The 20,344-nt window shown below is 71.3% G+C and carries 20 protein-coding genes; 11 read left to right on the forward strand and 9 right to left on the reverse strand.

What is annotated here, in order from left to right; genetic code table 11:
* Positions 1-95: 95 nt before the first annotated feature.
* Positions 96-992: a trehalose-phosphatase gene (gene otsB, locus AB0N06_RS14830; protein WP_366135081.1), complete on the reverse strand. Its 897-nt coding sequence runs from the start codon at positions 990-992 to the stop codon at positions 96-98.
* A gap of 83 nt (positions 993-1,075) precedes the next feature.
* The gene (locus AB0N06_RS14835; RefSeq protein WP_366135082.1) at positions 1,076-1,369 is read right to left on the reverse strand and encodes a DUF3263 domain-containing protein; all 294 of its coding nucleotides are present in this window, start codon (positions 1,367-1,369) and stop codon (positions 1,076-1,078) included.
* A gap of 245 nt (positions 1,370-1,614) precedes the next feature.
* Here AB0N06_RS14835 and AB0N06_RS14840 point away from each other — a divergent pair, with 245 nt between their 5' ends.
* The 4 genes from AB0N06_RS14840 to AB0N06_RS14855 all read left to right on the forward strand — a co-directional run bounded on the left by AB0N06_RS14840 (position 1,615) and on the right by AB0N06_RS14855 (position 5,801).
* Entirely contained in the window at positions 1,615-2,547 is a 933-nt protein-coding gene (locus tag AB0N06_RS14840; protein WP_366135083.1) for an ROK family protein, read from the forward strand.
* A complete protein-coding gene (gene nagA, locus AB0N06_RS14845) occupies positions 2,547-3,779 on the forward strand; it encodes an N-acetylglucosamine-6-phosphate deacetylase (RefSeq protein WP_366135084.1) in 1,233 nt (410 codons plus the stop codon). Before AB0N06_RS14840 ends, nagA begins: the two co-directional genes overlap by 1 nt.
* A gap of 167 nt (positions 3,780-3,946) precedes the next feature.
* Complete coding sequence (locus tag AB0N06_RS14850; protein WP_366135171.1) at positions 3,947-4,873, forward strand: 1-phosphofructokinase family hexose kinase; 927 nt, start codon at positions 3,947-3,949, stop codon at positions 4,871-4,873.
* 79 nt (positions 4,874-4,952) lie between these two features.
* Entirely contained in the window at positions 4,953-5,801 is an 849-nt protein-coding gene (locus AB0N06_RS14855; protein WP_366135085.1) for a class II fructose-bisphosphate aldolase, read from the forward strand.
* A 274-nt stretch (positions 5,802-6,075) separates the two neighbouring features.
* Here AB0N06_RS14855 and AB0N06_RS14860 read toward each other — a convergent pair whose 3' ends face one another.
* Both AB0N06_RS14860 and cdgB read right to left on the reverse strand, forming a co-directional pair.
* Positions 6,076-7,056 (reverse strand): carbohydrate-binding protein, encoded by a 981-nt coding sequence (locus tag AB0N06_RS14860; RefSeq protein ID WP_366135086.1) that lies wholly within the window; start codon positions 7,054-7,056, stop codon positions 6,076-6,078.
* Positions 7,057-7,209: 153 nt separating this feature from the next.
* The gene (gene cdgB / locus AB0N06_RS14865) at positions 7,210-8,871 is read right to left on the reverse strand and encodes a diguanylate cyclase CdgB (protein ID WP_366135087.1); all 1,662 of its coding nucleotides are present in this window, start codon (positions 8,869-8,871) and stop codon (positions 7,210-7,212) included.
* A gap of 415 nt (positions 8,872-9,286) precedes the next feature.
* Between cdgB and AB0N06_RS14870 the strand changes: the two genes are divergently transcribed.
* Positions 9,287-9,799 carry a flavin reductase family protein gene (locus AB0N06_RS14870; RefSeq protein ID WP_366135088.1) on the forward strand — a complete coding sequence of 171 codons (513 nt, stop codon included), beginning with the start codon at positions 9,287-9,289 and terminating at the stop codon, positions 9,797-9,799.
* A 103-nt stretch (positions 9,800-9,902) separates the two neighbouring features.
* Here the strand turns inward: AB0N06_RS14870 and arfB are convergent, their stop codons facing one another.
* Complete coding sequence (gene arfB, locus AB0N06_RS14875) at positions 9,903-10,328, reverse strand: alternative ribosome rescue aminoacyl-tRNA hydrolase ArfB (RefSeq protein ID WP_266983071.1); 426 nt, start codon at positions 10,326-10,328, stop codon at positions 9,903-9,905.
* Positions 10,329-10,519: 191 nt separating this feature from the next.
* Between arfB and AB0N06_RS14880 the strand changes: the two genes are divergently transcribed.
* Both AB0N06_RS14880 and AB0N06_RS14885 read left to right on the forward strand, forming a co-directional pair.
* Complete coding sequence (locus AB0N06_RS14880; RefSeq protein ID WP_366135089.1) at positions 10,520-11,095, forward strand: TerD family protein; 576 nt, start codon at positions 10,520-10,522, stop codon at positions 11,093-11,095.
* Between the two features lie 304 nt (positions 11,096-11,399).
* Positions 11,400-12,902, forward strand: coding sequence for a M4 family metallopeptidase (locus AB0N06_RS14885; protein WP_366135172.1), 1,503 nt, complete (start codon positions 11,400-11,402; stop codon positions 12,900-12,902).
* A 27-nt stretch (positions 12,903-12,929) separates the two neighbouring features.
* Here AB0N06_RS14885 and AB0N06_RS14890 read toward each other — a convergent pair whose 3' ends face one another.
* From AB0N06_RS14890 to AB0N06_RS14900, 3 genes are all read right to left on the reverse strand, one after another.
* Positions 12,930-14,315, reverse strand: coding sequence for a M1 family metallopeptidase (locus AB0N06_RS14890; protein ID WP_366135173.1), 1,386 nt, complete (start codon positions 14,313-14,315; stop codon positions 12,930-12,932).
* A gap of 66 nt (positions 14,316-14,381) precedes the next feature.
* Positions 14,382-14,984 carry an ankyrin repeat domain-containing protein gene (locus AB0N06_RS14895; protein ID WP_366135090.1) on the reverse strand — a complete coding sequence of 201 codons (603 nt, stop codon included), beginning with the start codon at positions 14,982-14,984 and terminating at the stop codon, positions 14,382-14,384.
* Between the two features lie 32 nt (positions 14,985-15,016).
* Positions 15,017-15,574, reverse strand: coding sequence for a heme-binding protein (locus AB0N06_RS14900; protein WP_366135091.1), 558 nt, complete (start codon positions 15,572-15,574; stop codon positions 15,017-15,019).
* A 300-nt stretch (positions 15,575-15,874) separates the two neighbouring features.
* Here AB0N06_RS14900 and AB0N06_RS14905 point away from each other — a divergent pair, with 300 nt between their 5' ends.
* The 3 genes from AB0N06_RS14905 (at position 15,875) to AB0N06_RS14915 (ending at position 18,279) form a co-directional block, all read left to right on the forward strand.
* On the forward strand, positions 15,875-17,044 hold the full coding sequence (locus AB0N06_RS14905; protein WP_366135174.1) for a sensor histidine kinase: 1,170 nt from the start codon (positions 15,875-15,877) through the stop codon (positions 17,042-17,044).
* On the forward strand, positions 17,041-17,667 hold the full coding sequence (locus tag AB0N06_RS14910; RefSeq protein ID WP_366135092.1) for a response regulator transcription factor: 627 nt from the start codon (positions 17,041-17,043) through the stop codon (positions 17,665-17,667). Before AB0N06_RS14905 ends, AB0N06_RS14910 begins: the two co-directional genes overlap by 4 nt.
* Positions 17,668-17,781: 114 nt before the next feature.
* Positions 17,782-18,279 (forward strand): hypothetical protein, encoded by a 498-nt coding sequence (locus tag AB0N06_RS14915; RefSeq protein WP_037692856.1) that lies wholly within the window; start codon positions 17,782-17,784, stop codon positions 18,277-18,279.
* A gap of 22 nt (positions 18,280-18,301) precedes the next feature.
* Here AB0N06_RS14915 and AB0N06_RS14920 read toward each other — a convergent pair whose 3' ends face one another.
* Positions 18,302-18,988 carry a pentapeptide repeat-containing protein gene (locus AB0N06_RS14920; protein WP_366135094.1) on the reverse strand — a complete coding sequence of 229 codons (687 nt, stop codon included), beginning with the start codon at positions 18,986-18,988 and terminating at the stop codon, positions 18,302-18,304.
* Positions 18,989-19,100: 112 nt separating this feature from the next.
* Between AB0N06_RS14920 and AB0N06_RS14925 the strand changes: the two genes are divergently transcribed.
* Complete coding sequence (locus tag AB0N06_RS14925; RefSeq protein ID WP_366135096.1) at positions 19,101-20,327, forward strand: NAD(P)-binding protein; 1,227 nt, start codon at positions 19,101-19,103, stop codon at positions 20,325-20,327.
* The last annotated feature ends 17 nt before the right edge of the window (positions 20,328-20,344 follow it).

Genomic DNA, 20,344 nt, shown 5'->3' on the forward strand with positions numbered 1-20,344 from the left:
CCCGAGGATGACGACGTAGCCGTCGCCTTGTCCGGCATTTGCCCATGTGGGGGACTCGAACACCTTCTTGGGCGAGCCAGAGGTTTTATCTCAAGCTAAGCGCTGTCCCGGCACTGGACCTGTCGCGCCAGGGTCGCCAGGAAGTCGACGACGGCTCCTGGGCCGTTCAGCAGCAGATCGGCCCGCTCGGCCAGTTCGGGCACTTCCGCGCTGCCGCTGCAGACGAGCAGGCCCGGGATGCCGTCGGGGCTCTCGGTGCGGAGCTTCTCCACGGCGGCGTACGCGGCGAGGTCGCCCAGGTCGTCACCCGCGTACAGAACGGACTCGGCGCCCAACTCCCGTACGTACTGGGTGAGCGCCATACCCTTGTCCATGCCCGGCGGGCGCAACTCCAGGACCAGACGGCCCGGTTCGACGATCAGCCCGTGCCGGGCGGCGAGCGCACCGAGCGGTCCGCGCAGCGCGTCGAACGCGGCCTGCGGGTCGGCGGCGCGGCGGGTGTGGACGGCGAGCGCCCGGCCCTTCTCCTCGATCCAGATACCGCGCCAGGAGTCGAACCGTTCGAGCAGGCCGGGGAGTTCGGCGCGGACCGCGGCGACGCCCGGGTGCGGGGCGGGCGCGTGGACGGTGCCGGAGACGGCGTCCCAGCGTTCGGCGCCGTAGTGGCCGAGAACGACGAGGTGGTCGAGGCCGGGGACCCCGGCGAAGCCGCCGTGCCGGACCGCGACGTCGGCCGGGCGGCCGGTGATCACGGCGACGGAGGCGACCTTCGGCGCGAGCGCGGCCAGGGCCGGGACGGCGCCGGGGTGGGCGCGGGCCTGTTCCGGGTCCGGGACGATCTCGGCGAGGGTGCCGTCGAAATCGAGCGCGACGACGGCACGGTCCGGGCGCGCGAGGATCGCGGCCAAGGCTTCTCGGCCGGGTGGGGTGGTGGGGGTCGGGAGCCCGGACGGGATCTCGCTCGGCGCGGGTACGTGCGGATTGCTGCCCATGGGTCGAGCCTATCGGCGTACCGCCGGGCACAGCATGGGGCGACGTGGCATACCGGCGGTGTCCGAGCGTGACGGCTGCCGGTTCAGCGACGTCCCCGCCGAGCCTCCCGGATCCGTCGCAGCCGGTTCACCGTCACCGGGTCCTCTTCCAGCGCCCGCCGGTCGTCCAGGAGCGCATTGAGCAGCTGGTAATAACGCGTCGGCGAGATGCCCAGGCCCTCCCGGATCTCCCGCTCCTTCGCCCCCGGACCGGGCCACGAGCGCCGTTCCACGGTCAGGACCGCACGCTCCCGGTCGGAGAGCCCGGAGCCAGGGCGGTCGGCGGGGCTGTCGGCAGGAGGCTCCGCTTCGGCGGAGCCGTCGTCGGGGGCGGTCATATGAGCCAACCTATCGCCCGCCCCCGAACCCGCTACCCGGCCACCCGCCACTGCGCGTGCTCCGCCTTCGACGGCGAACGCCTTGTCGAGACGGCGAAGCGTAGCCTGCTGAGCTCGGCAGAAGGCCTGGTCGAAGGCGCGGTCCAGGGCGCGCTCCAGGGCTTTGCCACCCTTTTGTATGGATCCTCAACAAACAGGAAAAGTGGACTAGACCTATTGGGGGTCCTCGGGCGAAACTGTCTCCCGTGAAACACGTCATCGCCCTCGATGTGGGCGGCACCGGAATGAAGGCCGCACTGGTCGGGGCCGACGGCACCCTGCTGCACGAGGCTCGGCGCGCAACCGGCAGGGAGCGCGGACCCGACGCCGTCGTGGAGTCGATCCTCGCCTTTGCCGCGGAACTGCGCGCCCACGGGGAGCAACACCTCGGCGAGAGCGCCGTCGCGGCCGGTGTCGCCGTGCCCGGCATCATCGACGCGGAGAACGGGATCGCCGTCTACGCCTCGAACCTGGGCTGGCGCGACGTCCCCATGCGCACCCTGCTCGGCGAACGGCTCGGCGGCGTACCGGTCGCGCTCGGCCACGACGTCAGGACCGGCGGCCTCGCCGAGGGCAGGATCGGCGCGGGCAAGGGCGCCGACCGCTTCCTGTTCGTCCCGCTCGGAACCGGCATAGCCGGGGCCATCGGCATCACGGGCACCATCGAGGCGGGCGCGCACGGGTATGCCGGCGAGATCGGGCACATCGTGGTCCGGCCGGACGGGCCGGCTTGCGGGTGCGGACAGCGCGGCTGCCTGGAGGCCCTCGCGTCCGCCTCCGCCGTCAGCCGCGCCTGGGCCGCCGCGTCGGGGGACCCGGAGGCCGACGCCGCGGACTGCGCGAAGGCCGTCGAATCGGGTGACCCCGCGGCCGTACGGGTATGGCAGGACGCGGTCGACGCGCTCGCCGCCGGGCTGGTCACCGCGCTGACCCTGCTGGACCCCCGCGCGCTCATCATCGGTGGCGGCCTCGCCGAGGCAGGGGAAACCTTGTTCGTACCACTCCGTGCGGCCGTCAAGGAGCGTGTCACGTTCCAGAAGCTGCCCGACATCGTCCCGGCGGCCCTCGGGGACACCGCCGGATGCCTGGGTGCAGGGCTGCTCGCCTGGGATCTTCTCTCCACGGAGGTATCCGCCTGATGGCCGGACGCTCAGACAGCACAGTTCTCGCCGGGGCCCGGGTGGTCCTTCCCACCGGCACCGTCGAGAACGGCCGGGTGATCGTCGAGGGCACTCGGATCGCCGGGAGTCCGGCGGAGGGCGTCGGCACCCCGTGGAAACCACCCACCGACAGCAACCGCCCACGCCCCCCGGCTGCGTCCACACCGTATCCGGATGCCCCCCGGACCATCGATCTGACCGGCCACTGGGTCGTCCCCGGCTTCGTCGACATGCACAACCATGGCGGTGGCGGTGCGTCCTTCACCTCCGGCACCGTGGACGAAGTCCTCACCGGCGTCCGCACCCACCGCGAGCACGGCACCACCACCCTGGTCGCCTCCACCGTCACCGGCGAGATGGACTTCCTCGCCGAGCGGGCCGGGATCCTCTCCGAACTGGTCGAGCAGGGCGACCTGGCCGGGATCCACTTCGAGGGCCCGTTCATCTCGCCGTGCCGCAAGGGCGCGCACAGCGAGACGCTGCTGCGCCACCCGGACCCGGCCGAGGTCCGCAAGCTGATGGACGCGGCGCGCGGCACCGCGAAGATGTTCACGCTCGCCACCGAACTGCCGGGCGGCATCGAGTCGGTGCGGCTGCTCGCCGAGCACGGGGTGATCGCCGCGATCGGGCACACCGACGCGACGTACGAGCAGACCGTCGAGGCGATCGACGCGGGCGCCACCGTCGCCACCCACCTGTTCAACGCGATGCCGCCGTTCGCCCACCGCGATCCCGGTCCGATCGCCGCGCTCCTGGAGGACGAGAGGATCACCGTCGAGCTGATCAACGACGGTACGCATCTGCACCCGGCCGCCCTGGAGCTGGCCTACCACCACGCGGGCGCCGCCCGCGTGGCGCTGATCACGGACGCGATGGACGCGGCCGGGTTCGGTGACGGCCGGTACCAGCTGGGTCCGCTCGCCGTCGAGGTCAAGGACGGCGTCGCCCGGCTCGTCGAGGGCAACTCGATCGCGGGTTCCACGCTCACCCTGGACACCGCGTTCCGCCGGGCCGTCACGCTCGACCGGATCCCGGTCGAGGACGTCGTGCGGTCCATCTCCGCCAACCCGGCACGGCTGCTCGGCGTGTACGACAAGGTCGGCTCGCTCGACCCGGGCAAGGACGCGGACCTGGTGGTCCTGGACGCGGACTTCGCGCTCAAGGGCGTCATGCGCAAGGGCGAATGGGTCATTGAGCCCGAACTCGCATGATTTCAGCCATTCTTGACAGAGAGCCGAATACGTAACGAAGAGGCAGCGGTTGACCCGGAGGTCTGGGCCGACCGCTTTCTCTTTGGCATGATCGCTTCGTCAACAGCAGGGAAAGCGCGTTCTGGCAAGGGATCCGCGCTCCGGCACGGATCGAAGGGGTGACCGAGGTGATCCTCACGGTCACGCTGAACACGGCACTCGACCTGACGTACGGCGTCCCGGCGCTGGTCCCGCACACCAGCCACCGCGTCGGTGACATATCCGAACGCCCCGGCGGCAAAGGGCTCAACGTCGCCCGGGTGCTCTCCGCACTCGGCCACGAGACCGTGGTCACGGGCTTCGCCGGAGGGGCCACCGGAGCCGTACTCCGCGAGCTCCTGGCAGACCTCCCGCCGCGCGACGCACTCGTACCCGTCGCCGGGAACACCCGCCGCACCATCGCGGTCGTCGACGCGTCCACCGGCGACACCACCCAGCTCAACGAACCCGGCCCACTCGTCAGCGCCGACGAGTGGACCACCTTCCTCACCACGTACGAGAAGCTCCTCGCCGACACGGACGCGGTCGCACTCTGCGGCAGCCTGCCGCCCGGCATCCACGTCGGCGCCTACGCCGAACTGGTCCGCATCGCCCGCGCCGCCGAGGTCCCCGTTCTCCTCGACACCAGCGGCGAACCGCTGCGCCGGGGCATAGCCGCCCGCCCCGACCTGATCAAGCCGAACGCCGACGAGCTCGCCCAGCTCACCGGCTCCCGCGACCCGCTGCGCGCCACCCATGACGCCCGCCGCCGGGGCGCGCACGGCGTGATCGCCTCGCTCGGCGCGGACGGCATGCTCGCCGTCACACCCGAGGGCACCTGGCGGGCGGCGCCGCCGGACCGGGTCGCGGGCAACCCCACCGGAGCGGGCGACTCCGCGGTGGCCGGTCTGCTGTCCGGTCTCGTCGAGGGCCTGAGCTGGCCGGACCGGCTGCGCAGGGCGGTGGCACTGTCGACGGCGACGGTGCTGGCACCGGCGGCCGGGGAGTTCGACCGGGCGGCGTACGAGGAGCTGCTGCCGCGCGTCGGCATCGAGGAACAAGCACCAGCGGTCTGAGTGGCGCGGAACCAGCCCGCATCGCGCGCCCGGCACCGTCCCGGATCATCCCGCACCACACGAAGTCCCAGGGGGCAGCATGCCGCTCGTCAGCACCGGTGAACTCGTCTCGGCCGCCCAGGCCGACGGACGCTCAGTCGCCGCCTTCAACGTCATCACACTGGAGCACGCGGAGGCCATCGCCGCGGGCGCGGAACGCGCCGGGGCACCCGCCATCCTGCAGATCTCCGAGAACGCCGTGAAGTTCCATGGCGGTCGGCTCTCCGCCATCGCCGCCGCGACCGCCGCCGTCGCCCGCGCCTCCCACGCGCCGCTCGCGCTCCACCTCGACCACGTCGAGTCCGTGGAACTGCTGCACCAGGCGCACGACGAGGGCTTCGGCTCGGTGATGTTCGACGCCTCGAAGCTGACCTACGAGGAGAACGTGCGGGCCACGGCCGACGCCGTCGCCTGGGGCCACGAGCGCGGGATCTGGATCGAGGCGGAGCTCGGCAAGGTGGGCGGCAAGGAGGGCGAGGCCCCGCTCGACGCCCACGCCCCCGGCGTCCGGACCGACCCTGCCGAGGCCGCCGCCTACGTCGCGGCGACCGGCGTCGACGCGCTGGCCGTCGCGGTCGGCTCCTCGCACGCGATGACGGAGCGCACCGCCGCCCTGGACCACGCCCTGATCGGCCTGCTGCGCGACGCGGTCCCGGTCCCGCTGGTGCTGCACGGCTCCAGCGGCGTCCCGGACGAGGAGATCCGCCAGGCGGTCGCCTCCGGCATGCGCAAGATCAATGTGGGGACGGCGCTGAACACGGCGTTCACCGGCGCGGTGCGCGCGTACCTGGCCGAGAACGCGACGGGTGTCGACCCGCGCAAGTACATCGTCCCGGGCCGCGAGGCGATGGCCACGACGGTGGCGGGGTTCCTGAGCCTGATGGGCTGAGAGGCGGTCGGGCTACCTTCGATCGGGAAGCGGGCGGGGCCTGGTGCGTGCGATCGCAAGGCGCCGGAAGGTCCTCGGATGGGGCCTCCCCTGCTCGAACGAAGCTGAGAGCTCGGGGAAGGAGCTACTAGGGCGTTTCGGCAACGCCGCGAGCGTGCGTGCCAGGGCACGACCGCCCGATCAGAGGTAGCCCGACCGCCTCTGACCGCCCGGCACAGACGGAACCGGCCCCACCGCCCTCGTCGGGTGGTGGGGCCGGACTGCGTTCCCGGGTTCAGCGCGTCTGGTGGCCGGCCTTCAGCGACAGCTGGTCCAGGTTGGCGTCGCACTGGTCGCCCTCGTTGCACGAGATCATCAGCGTGTTCGAGCCCTTGTTGAGGTTGACGTAGGCGTACGTCGTCGTCCAGCCCTTCTCCAGGTCGCCCTCCGGGGCGTGCGCGAAGTTCGTCATGTTGATCGAACGGGGGGCCTCGGCGTTCACCGTCAGCGACGTCTTGGCGTCCTTTCCGGGCACGCCGTACGTCACGAACAGCGTGTACTCGCCGGCCGCGGGCACGTCGACCGACCAGGTCGCGGACCTGCCGACCTCGTTCAGGTTGATGTACTGGCCGTTCGCGCTCTTCGCGCCCTTGACCGAGTTGTCGAGCGTGGCCGTGCCGCCGAGCTTCAGCGTCGCGGCGTCCTGCTTCGGCAGCTCCGCCGGGGCCTCGGAGGACGTCTCGGACTGCTTCGGCTTCGGGGACTCCTCGACCTGACCGGCGGGACCGGACGAGGTGGCAGCCTCGTCCTTCTTGTTGCTGTCCTTGCCGTCGTTCGTGATCATCGCGACGCCGATGCCGACGAGGACGACCGCGACGACCGCGAGCGCACCGATCAGCAGGCCCTTGGTGTTCGGACCGCCGTTGCCGGGACCGCCGCCGCGGCCGCGGCCGCCCTGCACCGGGACGTTCGCGGTGGGACCGCCGCCGGGGTACGTCTCCGGGGCGGCGTACTGGGCGTTCGGCCCGCCGTACTGCGCCTGCTGCTGCCCGCCGTACGGCTGCTGCGGCGGCACCTGCTGCCCGTACTGGCGCTCGCCGACCGTCCGCACCTGGTTGTACGAGGTCCGGGGCACGCCGGGCTGCGAGACAGGACCCGGATAGCCGTAGCCGCCCTGCCGTGGCGACTGGGCGCCGGACGCCTGCCCGTCCTCGTACAGGTAGCCGAACGGATCGTCGTCCTCGGGTGTGCTTGCGCCGTTGTTCCCGGCCGTCATCCCTGGGTCACTCCTCACCATGTCGCCAGCCGTCGCCGAATATCGCCAGCCGGCCGAGCCTACCTCGAACGGAGCACACGCAGAATTGCCGTCGGCCTTCGGGGTGCCGTGCCGGAACCGGGGCGGGTTACCGGAACGGACCTGCCGTGAACGTCAACCGGCCCTGCGGTGAACCTTCGACCGCGACCGCTTCTCCACATACATCCGCTGGTCGGCGGAGCGCAGCACCTCTTCGGCGGTCATGCCGCAGCCGGCCCAGCCGATCCCGAAACTCGCCCCGACCCGCACCGCACGGCCATCCACCCGAATGGGCGGAATGATGGCGTTGCGCAACCGTACGGCCAGGTCTGCGGCGTCCGCGGCACCGAGCCCGTCCGCGAGGACGACGAATTCGTCACCCCCGAGCCGGGCGACGGTGTCGCCGTCGCGCACACAGGTGGTGAGCCGCCGGGCGACCTCGATCAGGACGGCATCGCCGGTGTGGTGCCCGAAGCGGTCATTGATGGACTTGAAGCCGTCGAGGTCGCAGAAGAGGACCGCGAGCCCCTTCGTCCCGTCGTCCTGCTCGCTGTCGGGCGCCACCGCGTGCACATGGTGGTCGTACGGGCCGCCACCCGCCACCGCGTCCGCCTCGAAGCCGTCGGCCCGGAAGCCGTGCATCCGGGCGTCCATGTCCTCGGCGTCGCCGTACGCCGCGTCCAGCGCCTCCACGGCGGTGGTCGCCGCCGAGTACGGGCGCTCGCAGAGCCGGGCACCGAGCCGGGCGCGCAGCTCGGCGCTGTTGGGCAGGCCGGTGAGCGCGTCGTGCGAGGCGCGGTGCGCGAGGTGCAGCTCGTGGCGCTTGCGCTCCTCGATGTCCTCCACATGGGTGAGGAGGAAGCGGGGGCCGTCGGCGGTGTCCGCGACGACGGAGTTGCGCAGCGAGACCCAGAGGTAGGTGCCGTCCCGGCGCCCGAGCCGCAGCTCGGCGCGGCCGCCCTCGGCGGACGTACGCAGCAGGGTGCCGACGTCCTCGGGGTGCACGAGGTCGGCGAAGGAGTGGCGGCGCAGGACGGAGGCGGGGCGGCCGAGGAGCCGGCACAGTGCGTCGTTGGTGCGCAGCAGCCGGCCGTGCTGGTCGCCGCCCATCTCGGCGATGGCCATACCGCTGGGGGCGTACTCGAAGGCCTGGCGGAAGGATTCCTCGCTGGCCCGCAGCGCCTGCTGCTCCCGTTCGAGCCGGACCAGGGCACGCTGCATGTTTGCTCGGAGCCGGGCGTTGCTGATCGCAATGGCTGACTGGGACGCGTACATCTGGAGGGCCTCGCGACCCCAGGCACCGGGGCGGCGGCCGTTGCGCGGGCGGTCGACGGATATGACACCGAGGAGGTCCCGGCCGCCGCCGGACGCGTACATCGGGGCATAGAGCCGGTCCTGCGGATGCCACTCGTCCTCGAAGCGGGGCTCGGGACCCTCGGTGTGCCACTGCGGTACGTCGTCGTCGAGGAGGACCCAGCCGTCGGTGTGCGGTATGAAACAGAGCTCGTCCCAGCACTCACCCATGGAGAGCCTGCGCTCCCAGGAGCTGCGCGAGCCGACGCGGCCGGTGATCAGCGCTTCGGCGGCGGAGTTGCCCGCGAACGCGGCGACGACGAGGTCGCCGTCGGGGCGGACGAGATTGACGCAGGCCAGCTCGTACCCAAGACCGGTGACGATTCCGTCGGCCACGGTCTGCAGTGTGTCGGCCAGGCTCCGCGCCGTGTTGAGATCGGCGACGGCCTGATGCAGCTGCCGCATCGTCGCTAGACGAACGTACGGCTCCGACTCGGCCTCCATTGTTCGCACTCCCCGAGACCTCGACAGCACTCCAGGTTTCATATCGACGTACTTGTTCGCAGTGTCACCGCCACTGAATCACAGTGAGCTGTGCACCCGGTACACAGGGTCAACAAATATTGCCCTCTGTGACTCAAGTCACAACAGATGATAAAGGGGACCGAGTGGCCTCCGGGAGAGGCCCTTGCTTTTCTTGAACGCAAATCTGTACGTTGCGCGGCGTCGCGCCTCGTCGCATTGTGCCGTGGCGGTGCGGCCCCATGGGGCCGGAGTCCTAGGACCCGGCTGGTCCCCTGGCCCGATGCGACCGCGCGCGGGCTACGGCTAGCGTGCCGGTGTGTTGCAGACGAAACCCCCCACCCCGCGATCCGAGCCCATCCCCCACGCCTCCGAGCCCATCCCCCATGCTGAAGGGGTGAGCAACGAGGAGTTCCGCGGCGCCCTCGCCCGGCTGGCCGCAGGCGTGGTTCTGATCACCGCCCAGGAGCCGCCGCTCGACGAGAACGGGCGCGGCGAGGACGTGGGGATGACGGCAACCGCCTTCATGTCCGTGTCACTGGACCCGCCCCTGGTCCTGGTGAGCCTGCGCAACGGCTCCCGGATGGACGACCTGCTGGGCGAGCAGCCGTTGTGGGCGGTCTCCGTGCTCGCGGAGAGCCAGCGGCACATTGCGGGACGGTTCGCGATGAAGGGCCGGATCAGCGATCGGCTGCTGTTCGACGACATCCCCTATGTACGGGGAGAGGTGTCCGGCGCACCTCTGATCGGCGGCGCCCTCGCCACTCTGGAGTGCCGCACGGAGCAGCGGGTGCTCGCGGGCGACCACACCCTGGTGATCGGGCGGGTGGTGAGCGCGGCGCTGCCGAGCGCGGACGGCGGGCCGCTGACGTACTTCCGGGGGCGCTACCGGCAGCTGAGCCGACCCTGAGTTCCTCCAAGAGGAGCTGACAGAACGGCGCCCGGCTGGCCCGGGCCGGAACGGATCGCGGGCGCGGCCCGTCCGCCACCGCCGGAGCGGCCGCGGACGCCTCCTACCAGTCGCGGCCGGAGCGGCCGCGCTTCGTGTCGCCGCGCTGCTTCTTCTCGCGCAGCCGCCGCTCGTTGATCCCGCGCGGGATCCTGGTCTTGCGGCGCGGCTTGGGGGGCGGCGCGGTGGCTTCGGCCAGCAGCGCGGCGAGGCGGACGAGTGCGGTCTCACGGTTGCGCCACTGGGAGCGGTGCTCCGACGCCCGTACGGTGACCACGCCGCCCACCAGCCGGCTCTCCAGCCGCTGGAGCGCCCGCTCCTTCCACACCTCGGGAAGCGACTCGGTCGCCGCGAGGTCGAAGCGCAGCTCCACCTGGGAGTCGCTGGTGTTGACGTGCTGACCGCCGGGCCCGGAGGACCGCGAGAAACGCCACATGAGTTCGGCCTCCGGCAAGGAGACCGAACCGCGGATGACATAGGGCCCGGACATGACACCCATGTTCCCCGGCTGGAGACCCGTTCGTCACCTCCTTTTGCCGCACCGGACCGTCGGCCCGGCTGCGAATTCGGTAAAGAAAGCAAAGAGACCAGGAACCTCTCGGTCCTCCGCCTGCGTTATGACGGGTGACGGTAGCTTCGTGAACGCATGAAGCCCGCACACGACGAGGAAAGGGACTTCCCATGGCAGTAAGCCTGTCCAAGGGCGGCAACGTCTCGCTCACCAAGGAGGCCCCGGGCCTGACCGCCGTCACGGTCGGCCTCGGCTGGGACGTCCGTACCACCACCGGCACCGACTTCGACCTCGACGCCTCGGCGATCGCGGTGAACGCGGCGGGGAAGGTCGTCTCCGACGGCCACTTCGTCTTCTTCAACAACAAGTCGACGCCGGACCAGACCATCGTCCACACCGGTGACAACGTCACGGGCCAGGGCGAGGGCGACGACGAGCAGATCAACGTCAACCTGGCGGGCCTCACACCCGACGTCGACAAGATCGTCTTCCCGGTCTCCATCTACGACGCCGAGACGCGCAGCCAGAACTTCGGTCAGGTGCGCAACGCGTTCATCCGCATCCTCAACCAGGCCGGCGGCGCCGAGATCGCCCGCTACGACCTGAGTGAGGACGCCGCCACCGAGACCGCGATGGTCTTCGGCGAGCTGTACCGCAACGGCGCGGACTGGAAGTTCCGCGCGGTGGGCCAGGGATACGCCTCGGGTCTGCGCGGCATCGCGCAGGACTTCGGCGTCAACCTCTGACGCAGAGCCCAGGGGCCTGAAGGCCCGAACAACGGGAGCCCCCGGCCGATTGTTTTCGGCCAGGGGCTCCCGTTCGTGCGCCTGCCGCCGGCCACTCGCCAAGGCGCCGATGACCTTATGCCGCATATCGGATGACGTTCCCTCACAGACGGACAAGATCCGGTCAAATCCTTGACGCGCCCCTGCCAATAGCGCTGCGTCGGTGCCACTCTCACCGCAGCCCCCTCACGGAGCTCATGGATCGAGTGAAGGAGAACGAGTGAGAACCACTCTGCGTGCCGCCGCTCTTGCCGCAACCGCCGCCATGGTCGTCATCGGTGTACAAGCAGGTCCGGCCGGTGCGGCCCAGGACCGCGAGTCCGGGGCCACCGCCCTGCCTCTCAGCGCGTCCCAGCGGGTCTCGGCCCTCAAGGAGGCCCAGGCCCAGGCTGCCTCGACCGCCGCGAAGATCAAGCTCGGCAGCAAGGAAAAGCTCGTCGTCCGCGATGTGATCAAGGACGCCGACGGCACGGTTCACACCCGATACGAGCGCACCTACGACGGACTGCCGGTCCTCGGCGGCGACCTCGTCACCCACACCCGTAAGGACGGTTCGCTCAAGGGGGTCTCCAAGGCCACCGCCGCCGACATCGCCGTCCCGTCGACGACCGCCGCACTCGCCGCCAAGACCGGTGCGCGGAAGGTGATCTGGGCCGCCACCGGCAAGCCGGCGCTCGCGTACGAGAACGTGGTCAAGGGCGTCCAGGACGACGGGACTCCCAGCGAACGCCACGTCATCACCGACGCCGCGAGCGGCAAGGAGCTCTACGCGTACGAGGCCATCGACACGGGGTCCGGCACCAGCCAGTACAGCGGCACGGTGAACCTGGGCACGACGGCCTCCGGGTCCGGCTACAACCTGACCGACGGGGGTCGCGGCGGCCACAACACGTACGACCTGAACGGCGGCACCGCCGGCACCGGGACCCTCTTCACCGACGCCGACGACATCTGGGGCGACGGTCTCGCGACCAACCGCCAGACCGCCGCCGTCGACGCCCACTACGGCGCCGCCGTGACCTGGGACTTCTACAAGAACGTCCTGTCACGCAACGGCATCGCGGGCGACGGAAAGGCCGCGTACTCCCGGGTCCACTACGGCAACGCGTACGTCAACGCGTTCTGGTCGGACAGCTGCTTCTGCATGACGTACGGCGACGGCTCGGGCAACATGAAGCCGCTCACCTCGCTGGACGTCGCCGGACACGAGATGAGCCACGGTCTGACCGCGGCCACCGCGAGGCTCAACTACAGCCGCGAGTCCGGCGGTCTCAACGAGGCGACCAGCGACATCTTCGGCACCTCGGTCGAGTTCTACGCGGGCAACAGCAGCGACGTCGGCGACTACCTCATCGGCGAGAAGATCGACATCCGCGGCAACGGCACCCCGCTGCGCTACATGGACAAGCCGAGCAAGGACGGCCTCTCCGCCGACTCCTGGTCGAAGACCGTCGGCCGGCTCGACGTCCACTACTCGTCCGGGCCCGCCAACCACTTCTTCTACCTGCTGTCCGAGGGCAGCGGCGCGAAGACCATCAACGGGGTCTCCTACAACTCGCCGACCTCCAACAACTCCACGGTCACGGGGATCGGGCGCGACAAGGCCATTCAGATCTGGTACCGGGCCCTGTCCACCTACATGACGTCGACCACCGACTACGCCGGGGCGCGGACCGCGACCCTGAAGGCGGCGACCGATCTGTACGGGGCGGGGGGCGCGGAGTACGCGGCCGTCGCCGCCGCCTGGTCCGGAATCAACGTGAAGTAGCTCTGCCTCTGCGGTTCCAGGAGCCGGTCAGCCCTTCGCGGCGGGCCGGCTCCTGCCGTACAGCCAGGTGTTCCACAGGTCTGTCAGATGCAGGCCGGTCGTCTTCTCCACATAGGCGGTGAAGTCGGCCGTCGACGCGTTGCCGTGCCGGTGCGCCTTCGTCCAGCCCCTGACGAGGGCGAAGAACCGCTTGTCGTCGCCCACCGCCTGCCGGATTTTGTGGATCACCATCGCCCCGCGCCCGTACACCGGCCCCTGCGAGATGTCCGCGGCCGTCGGCGGATCGGCCGGCGGGAACGCCCAGTTGGCATCGCTCGCGAAGGCGCGGTCGAAGCTGTCCTGGACGGGGACGCCCTCCTTGTCCGCCTGCCACAGCCACTCCGCGTACGTCGCGAAGCCCTCGTTGAGCCACATGTCCCGCCAGCTCTCGGGCGTGACGGAGTTCCCGAACCACTGGTGGGACATCTCGTGGACGAGGAGCCCGACGTCCGGCGGGCCGGGGAAGAACGGCCGGTTCTGGGTCTCCAGCGCATACCCGGCGTCGTTCGCGCGGTCGACGATCGCGCCGGTCGAGGAGAACGGATACGGGCCGAAGCGCTCGGCCTCCCACCGCACGATCTCGGGGATCCGGGCCAGGGCCCGGGCGCTCGCCGCCGCCGACTTCGGGTCCACGGCCGTGAACACCTTGATGCCGTCGGGGGTCGTCGACGCCTTCGTGTCGAAGTGCCCGATGGCGAGCGTCGCGAGATAGGTCGCCATCGGGGCGGCGGTGTGCCAGTGGAACGTGGTGGTGCCACCGGAGGTCCTACGGGACGTCAGCTCGCCGTTGGACACGGCGGTCAGGCCCTTGGGCACGGTGACCGTGAGGTCGTAGGACGCCTTGTCGCTCGGGTGGTTGCTGCCGGGGAACCAGGCCATCGCCCCGACCGGCTCACCGAGCGCCACCGATCCGTCCGCCGTCCTCAGCCAGCCCTCCTTCGACCTGTCGGGGTCGGTGAGGGTCTGCGGGGAACCGGAGTAGCGGACGACCGTACGGAACGTCCTGCCCTTGTGGAGGTGGCTCTCCACCTCGGCATCGGGGCGCAGCGTCAGTTCGTGGGCCGCCCGGTTGACGGCGGCCGGCCGGCCCTCGACCGTCGCGGACTCGACGGTCAGCCCGGCCAGGTCGAGATTGAAGGCGCTGAGGTCCTGGGTGGCGCGCGCGGTGATCACGGCAGTGCCGCGCAGGTGCTGGGCGGCCGGGTCGACGTCGAGGGTGAGGTCGTAATGGATGACGTCGTACCCGCCGTTGCCGGCCTTCGGAAAGTACGGGTCGCGCAGACCGGCGGCGCCGGGGGTGCCCTCCACACCGCCGATCCCGGCGGAGCAGGCGGTACCGAGAGAAACGACGGTGGTCGTGACGAGGACCAGGATCAGAGCGGTGGGGCGCACGCAGATAATCCTATGTGCGGAATGTCGGTTTGGCGGATCGGCGAATGCTCACCTCGAATCCCGGTTCCGCAGCAGCGCCGCGATCTCCGCGAACCCGCGCCGCTCCGCGTGTTCCAGCGCCGTCACCCCGTCGCCGTCCGGCAGACCGGGGGTCGCACCCGCCGCCAGCAGCAGTTCGACGATCTCCTGGTGCGCCCGGCCACCGTCGCCCAGGATCACGGCCTCCAGCAGGGCGGTCCAGCCGAGCCGGTTGACGTGGTCGACGTCGATGTCCGTGACGCGGAGCAGCTCCCGCACGTAACCGACATGGCCGCGCTCGCTCGCCGGGATCAGCGCGATGCCGCCGAACCGGTTACGGAGCTTCAGGTCGGGACCGGCCGGCAGCAGGGTGTGCAGCATCGCGACGCTGCCGGTGACGCCGGTCGCCAGCCAGGGACTCTCCTCGCGCCGGTCCTGCGCATCGGGGTCCGCACCCGCCTCGACGAGCAGCCGGGCGAGCTCGACGTGGTCGCCGTGGACGGCGAGGAGCAGCGGGGTGCGCCGCTCCTCGTCGCGGACGTCGACGCGGGCGCCGCCCTCGATCGCGGTGCGTGCGGCATCGGTGTCACCGGTGCGCGCGGCTCGGAGCAGGTCGTGATCGAGGGCGTTCATCCGTGGTCTCTCCCGGGCTGTGGTCGGCTGTCCTACTTGGCGAGTGCGGCGACGCCCGCCTGGGCGAACTTCTCGTCGAGGTCGCCGCTGGGGGCACCGGCCACTCCGATACCGGCCACCGGTGCACCCTTGACCTGCACCGGGGCGCCGCCCGCGAGGAACAGGGTGCCAGGGATGTCCTTCAGGTTCGGAGTCTGCGCCAGACGGCCGGCGAGCACGGAGGTGGGGGCGTTCCAGGAGACGGCGGTGTACGCCTTCTTCTCGGCGGACTCGTACGCCTGCGGGCCGGAGCCGTCGCCGCGCAGCGTCACGACGGTGTTGCCGTTCCGGTCGACGACGGCGACCGCCACACGCTGGTTCTCCTTCTCTGCGGCGTCGAGGGCGGCGCGTGCGGCCTCGGTGGCGGCGGCGACGGTCAGATGGGTGGTCTGCTGGAGGTTCCGGTTCGCCGTGTCGGCCGTGACGGCGGCGGCAGGGGCAGCGGCCGGGGCGGAGGCGCTCGCGGACATGGCACCGAAGGTTCCGGCACCGAGCGCGGCGGCGGCGACGGCACCGGTGAGGACACGGGTGCGCAGCGACATCTTCTTCATGGTGGGGCTCCTCGACGATTCGATTCGACGGTGTTCCGCTCGGGCGGTGTTCGGCTCTGTGATCGATCCTCCGGCCGGATCCGGCCCCGTAACGTCGACGTACCGGCTCGACCCCGCACGCGGGACGGCTGACGGCCCCATCGGCCGATCGGTTGATGCGGAGGTGGCCCCACCGGGTCACCATGGACGTATCCACGCAGGTCAGCAGCAGCCCTTCGGCAGTCGGCAGGGAGTACGAGGTACGAGGTGGAGCACCGAACCGAAGCCGCCGACCCGGATGCCCGGTGGCTCGCTCTGCTCATGCACGCCGCGTTCTTCCTGCTGCTCGGTGCCTCCCTGGCCCGCTTCCTGCTCCGCCACCCGGGCGAGGACCGCACCCCGTGGATCATCGCGCTGTCCGGCACGCTCGCCGCGCTGTATCTGCTGGGCCCGGCGCTCGGCTCACGCCCCACCCCGCGCCGGCTGGCCCGGCTCGGCGTGCTCGTGGCCGTGTGGATGGTGCTCGTCGTCCTCGCGCCGAGCTTCGCCTGGTGCGCGGTGCCACTCTTCTACACCGGGCTGCGGCTGCTCCCACCGCGCGCCGCACTCGCCCTCGTCGCCCTGCTCACCGTGCTCGTCGTGGCCGCGCAGCTGCGGCTGGCCCACGGCTTCGACCCGAATCTGGTGCTCGCGCCCCCCGCCGTGGCGGCCATCGCGACCGCGGTCTTCGTCCACATGCAGCGCCAGGCCGTGCGCCAGCGCGAACTGATCGACGATCTGCTGCGTACCCGCCGCGAACTCGCCGCCACCGAACGCCGCGAAGGCACCCTCGCCGAACGCCAGCGGCTCTCCATGGAGATCCACGACACCCTCGCGCAGGGCCTGTCCAGCCAGCAGATGCTGCTCCAGGCCGCGGACCGCACCTGGGACGCAGACCGGGCGACCGCCCGCCGCCATGTCCGTACGGCCACAGGCATCGCCGAACGCAACCTCGCCGAAGCCCGCCGCTTCGTCCACGACCTGGCACCGGCGGATCTCGCGGAGGGCGGCGGCCTGGAAGCGGCGCTGCACGCACTGGCCGCCCGCGAAACGGTGCAGTCCCAGGGGCTGCTCACGGTCCGCTGCCATGTGGAGGGGGCACCGCACACGGCACTGCCCGACCGGGTGCAATCCGCACTGCTGCGCATCGCCCAGGGCGCGCTGGCCAATGTGAAGGAGCACGCGGACGCCACGGAGGCCGCGCTGACACTGACCCACCTGGACGACCGGACCGTCCTGGACATCGCCGACAACGGCCGTGGCTTCACCCCGCCCGCCCCGCGTCCGGCAGCGGGCGTACGCGGCCACGGGCTGCCCGCGATGCGCGCCCGGCTGCACCAGCTCGGCGGCACACTCACGATCGAATCGGTACCGGGCGAGGGAACCGTCGTCTCCGCCGCGGTCCCCATGCCCGCCCCTGCCCCGTCGCCCTCGCCGGAGGAACCCTCATGACCTCGCCCGCCGTACGGATCCTGCTCTGCGACGACCACGCCGTCGTACGCGCCGGGCTGCTCGCTCTCCTGGGCAGCGAACCGGACATCGAGGTCGTCGGCGAGGCGGGCAGCGGAGAGGAGGCCGTCGCCCTGGCCGCCCGGCTCACCCCCGACGTCGTCCTGATGGACCTCCAACTGGGCGAAGGAATCGACGGCGTCGAAGCCACCCGTCGCATCGCGGCCACCGGCGTCCACGTCCTCGTCCTCACGACGTACGACACCGACGCCGACATCACCCGCGCCATCGAGACGGGCGCCACCGGCTATCTGCTGAAGGCGGAACGCCCGGAGGAACTGTTCGCCGCGATCCGCTCGGCGTCCCAGGGCCGCACCACGCTCTCCCCACCCGTCGCCGGCCGTGTCATGGCCCGCATGCGCAGCCCCCTGCCGACGCTCACCGACCGCGAACGCGACATCCTGGGCCAGCTGTCCCAGGGCCTGGGCAACCGGGACATCGCCCGGGCCCTGTTCATCAGCGAGGCCACGGTCAAGACGCACCTGGGCCGCATCTACGACAAACTCGGCGTCGACACCCGCGCGGGCGCCGTGGCCGTGGCGAAGGAGCAACGGCTGCTGCCGTGAGCCGGAACGCCTGCGGCGAGGACCACCGCAGCGCCAGGCACTCACGGTCCCGGGGCCGTGGGGCGACTCGCCGCTCCGGCGTCGGTGCACCCCCGGGCATGACACCATCGAACCGTGCTCGACATCGGCTACTCCCTCTCCCGACGCTTCCCCGATCCCCCGCAGACCGACTACCGCCGCGCGGACGTCCACGCCCTGCGGCACGACCTGTTCTCCGGGGACGTCTACCTCGCGGACACCAAGGCGGACCGCGAGGTATCCACAGCCTGGGGATGGGTGCCCGTGCTCGACTTCGCCTGGGCGCTCTGCGACATCGTCGAGCAGATCGACCAGGACCCCCGCGGCAGCCGCTCGCACCGACGTCAGTTCGCCGAGCTGGACTTCACCGAGTCGTCCGACCGCATGCTCTTCGAACGCCGATTCGGCTGGGTCGATGTCGAAGCCGACTGGATGCCCGGCGACGAGCCCCCGCTCACCTTCAGCCACTCCCTGCTGCGCCGCGAGGCCCGCGACTTCCTGCACGACCTGATCGCGGACCTCGCCGACATGCACGAGGGGCTCGCCGACAACCCCGTGATCTGGGACCTCCAGGCCCGCTTCCCCCGGGTCTGACGAGCGGATCCCGGACAACCGGCTACGCCTCCACCCGCACCCCGATCTGCGCCGCGAACGCCGGGGCCAGTTCCATCAGCTGCACCGGACTGATCACCGCCCCCGCCAGCCGCTCCACGCCACGGGCGATGTCCAGCTCGGCGGCCGTCCGCAGGTCCACCGACTCCATCCGTACGGAACTGAAGTCGGCACGCTTCAGCACACAGTCCCGAAACTCCACCCGCACCAGCTGCGCGTCCCCGAAGTCCGGCTCGGACAGCACGCAGCCCTCGAAGACCACGTCCTTCAGCCGCGCCTTGCGCAGGTTCAGATAGTCGATCTTCCCGCCGCGCACATGGACCCGCTCCAGCACCGCGCCGTGCAGCTGCACCCCGCCCAGCCGCGCGTCCGCCACCTCCACGTCACGCAGCGACGCCCCCGCGAGATCGGTGCCCACCCCCCGCACCCCCGTCAGGACCGAGTCGATGAAGCGGGCCCTGATCAGCTCCGTACGGTCGAGCGCGCATCCCTCCAGCGCGCAGTCCATGAACCGGGCGCCCGGCCCCGACTCGTCCGAGAGGTCCGTCCCCTCGAACCGCACACCGTCGTAGTCCCCGTCCGGCTCCAGCCCCACCCCGTCGTACGGAACGAGCGGCGGCAACCGCACCTCCGGCCGTCGCGCCGCCGCCACGGCGTCCTTCCCGCCACCACTCCTGCTGTTACGCGCCATGGCCCCATCGTGACCCACACCACTGACAACGCCCCCGCACCGATGTCACACCCGGGCCCCGGCGGACGTCACCTCTTTGTCATCGTTCACGACGACGAGGAGACAGGGACGCATGCAGCGCATCCACATCATCGGCGGCGGACTCGCCGGGTTCACCGCAGCGATCACAGCCGCCGAGTCCGGCGCCCGGGTGACCGTCCACGAGGCCCACCACACGCTCGGCGGCCGCGCCAGGACCGCCGAGGGTCCGTACCCCACCAACGAAGGACCCCACGCCCTCTACCGCCACGGACCGCACTGGGCCTGGCTCGCACAGCGCGATCTCCTCGGCCCGGTCGCCACGGTGTCGCTCCTCCAAGCCACCCGGCTCCGTTTCCGGCTGGACGGCACCCTGCGCCGCACCCCGCCCCCCGGCCTCCTCCGGCTCACCCGCCGCGCCGGACACGCGCCCGTCGACACCGACTTCCGTACCTGGGCCACCGGCCAGGCCGGCGAGGAGACCGCCCGCGCGGCAGCGCACTACGCCGCCATCGCGCTCTTCCACCACGACCCCGGTTCGCTCTCCGCCGCGTTCGTCCAGGAACGACTGCGCCGCGCCGCCGCACTGCCGCCCGAGGCGCGCTACCCGGTCGGCGGCTGGGCGCAGCTCATCGACCGGATGGCCGCCCGCGCCTGGAACATGAGCGTCCGGATCGAGACGGCGACCCGGATCGACCCGGGCACCCTCGACACCCTGGCCCGGACCGGCCCGGTCGTCGTCGCCACCTCCCTCGACGCCGCCCGCAGCCTGCTCAACGACCCCACCCTGGCCTGGGACAGCGGCAGGACCGCCCTCATCGACCTCGCCCTGCGCACCCGGCGCGGCGACGCGTTCGCCGTCTCCGACCTGGACGCCCCCGGCTGGATCGAACAGGAGGTCCGGCAGCGTCCACCGGAACAACTCAGCGGCGCCCAGGACCACACCCCCGCCCCGGCAGGGGTACGGCTCTTCCAGGGCCAGTTCCCCGTCGCCCCCGGCGAGTCGAAGGCCGCCGGAATCGCCCGCGCCGAAGAGCTCCTCAACCTCGGCCACCCGGGCTGGCGCGACCGCACCGAGTGGCGGCGCGAGGCCCTTGCCGCCGGCCGTACGGGCGCGGTCGACCGGCCCGGCACCACCTGGCGGGACCGTCCCGCCATCGACCGCGGCAACGGCATCTACCTCGCGGGCGACCAGGTCGCGGCGCCCGGACTGCTCAGCGAGGTGTCGTTCAACAGCGGGCTGGAAGCGGCCCTGCTCGCCGTCGGAGCAAGCCAACGGCCCCGGACGTCCCGACCCGTCCTTGACCTCGAGCACGGTTGAGGTCGCAGGGTGATCCC

The sequence above is a fragment of the Streptomyces sp. NPDC051020 genome, from assembly GCF_040683105.1.
Classification (GTDB): domain Bacteria; phylum Actinomycetota; class Actinomycetes; order Streptomycetales; family Streptomycetaceae; genus Streptomyces.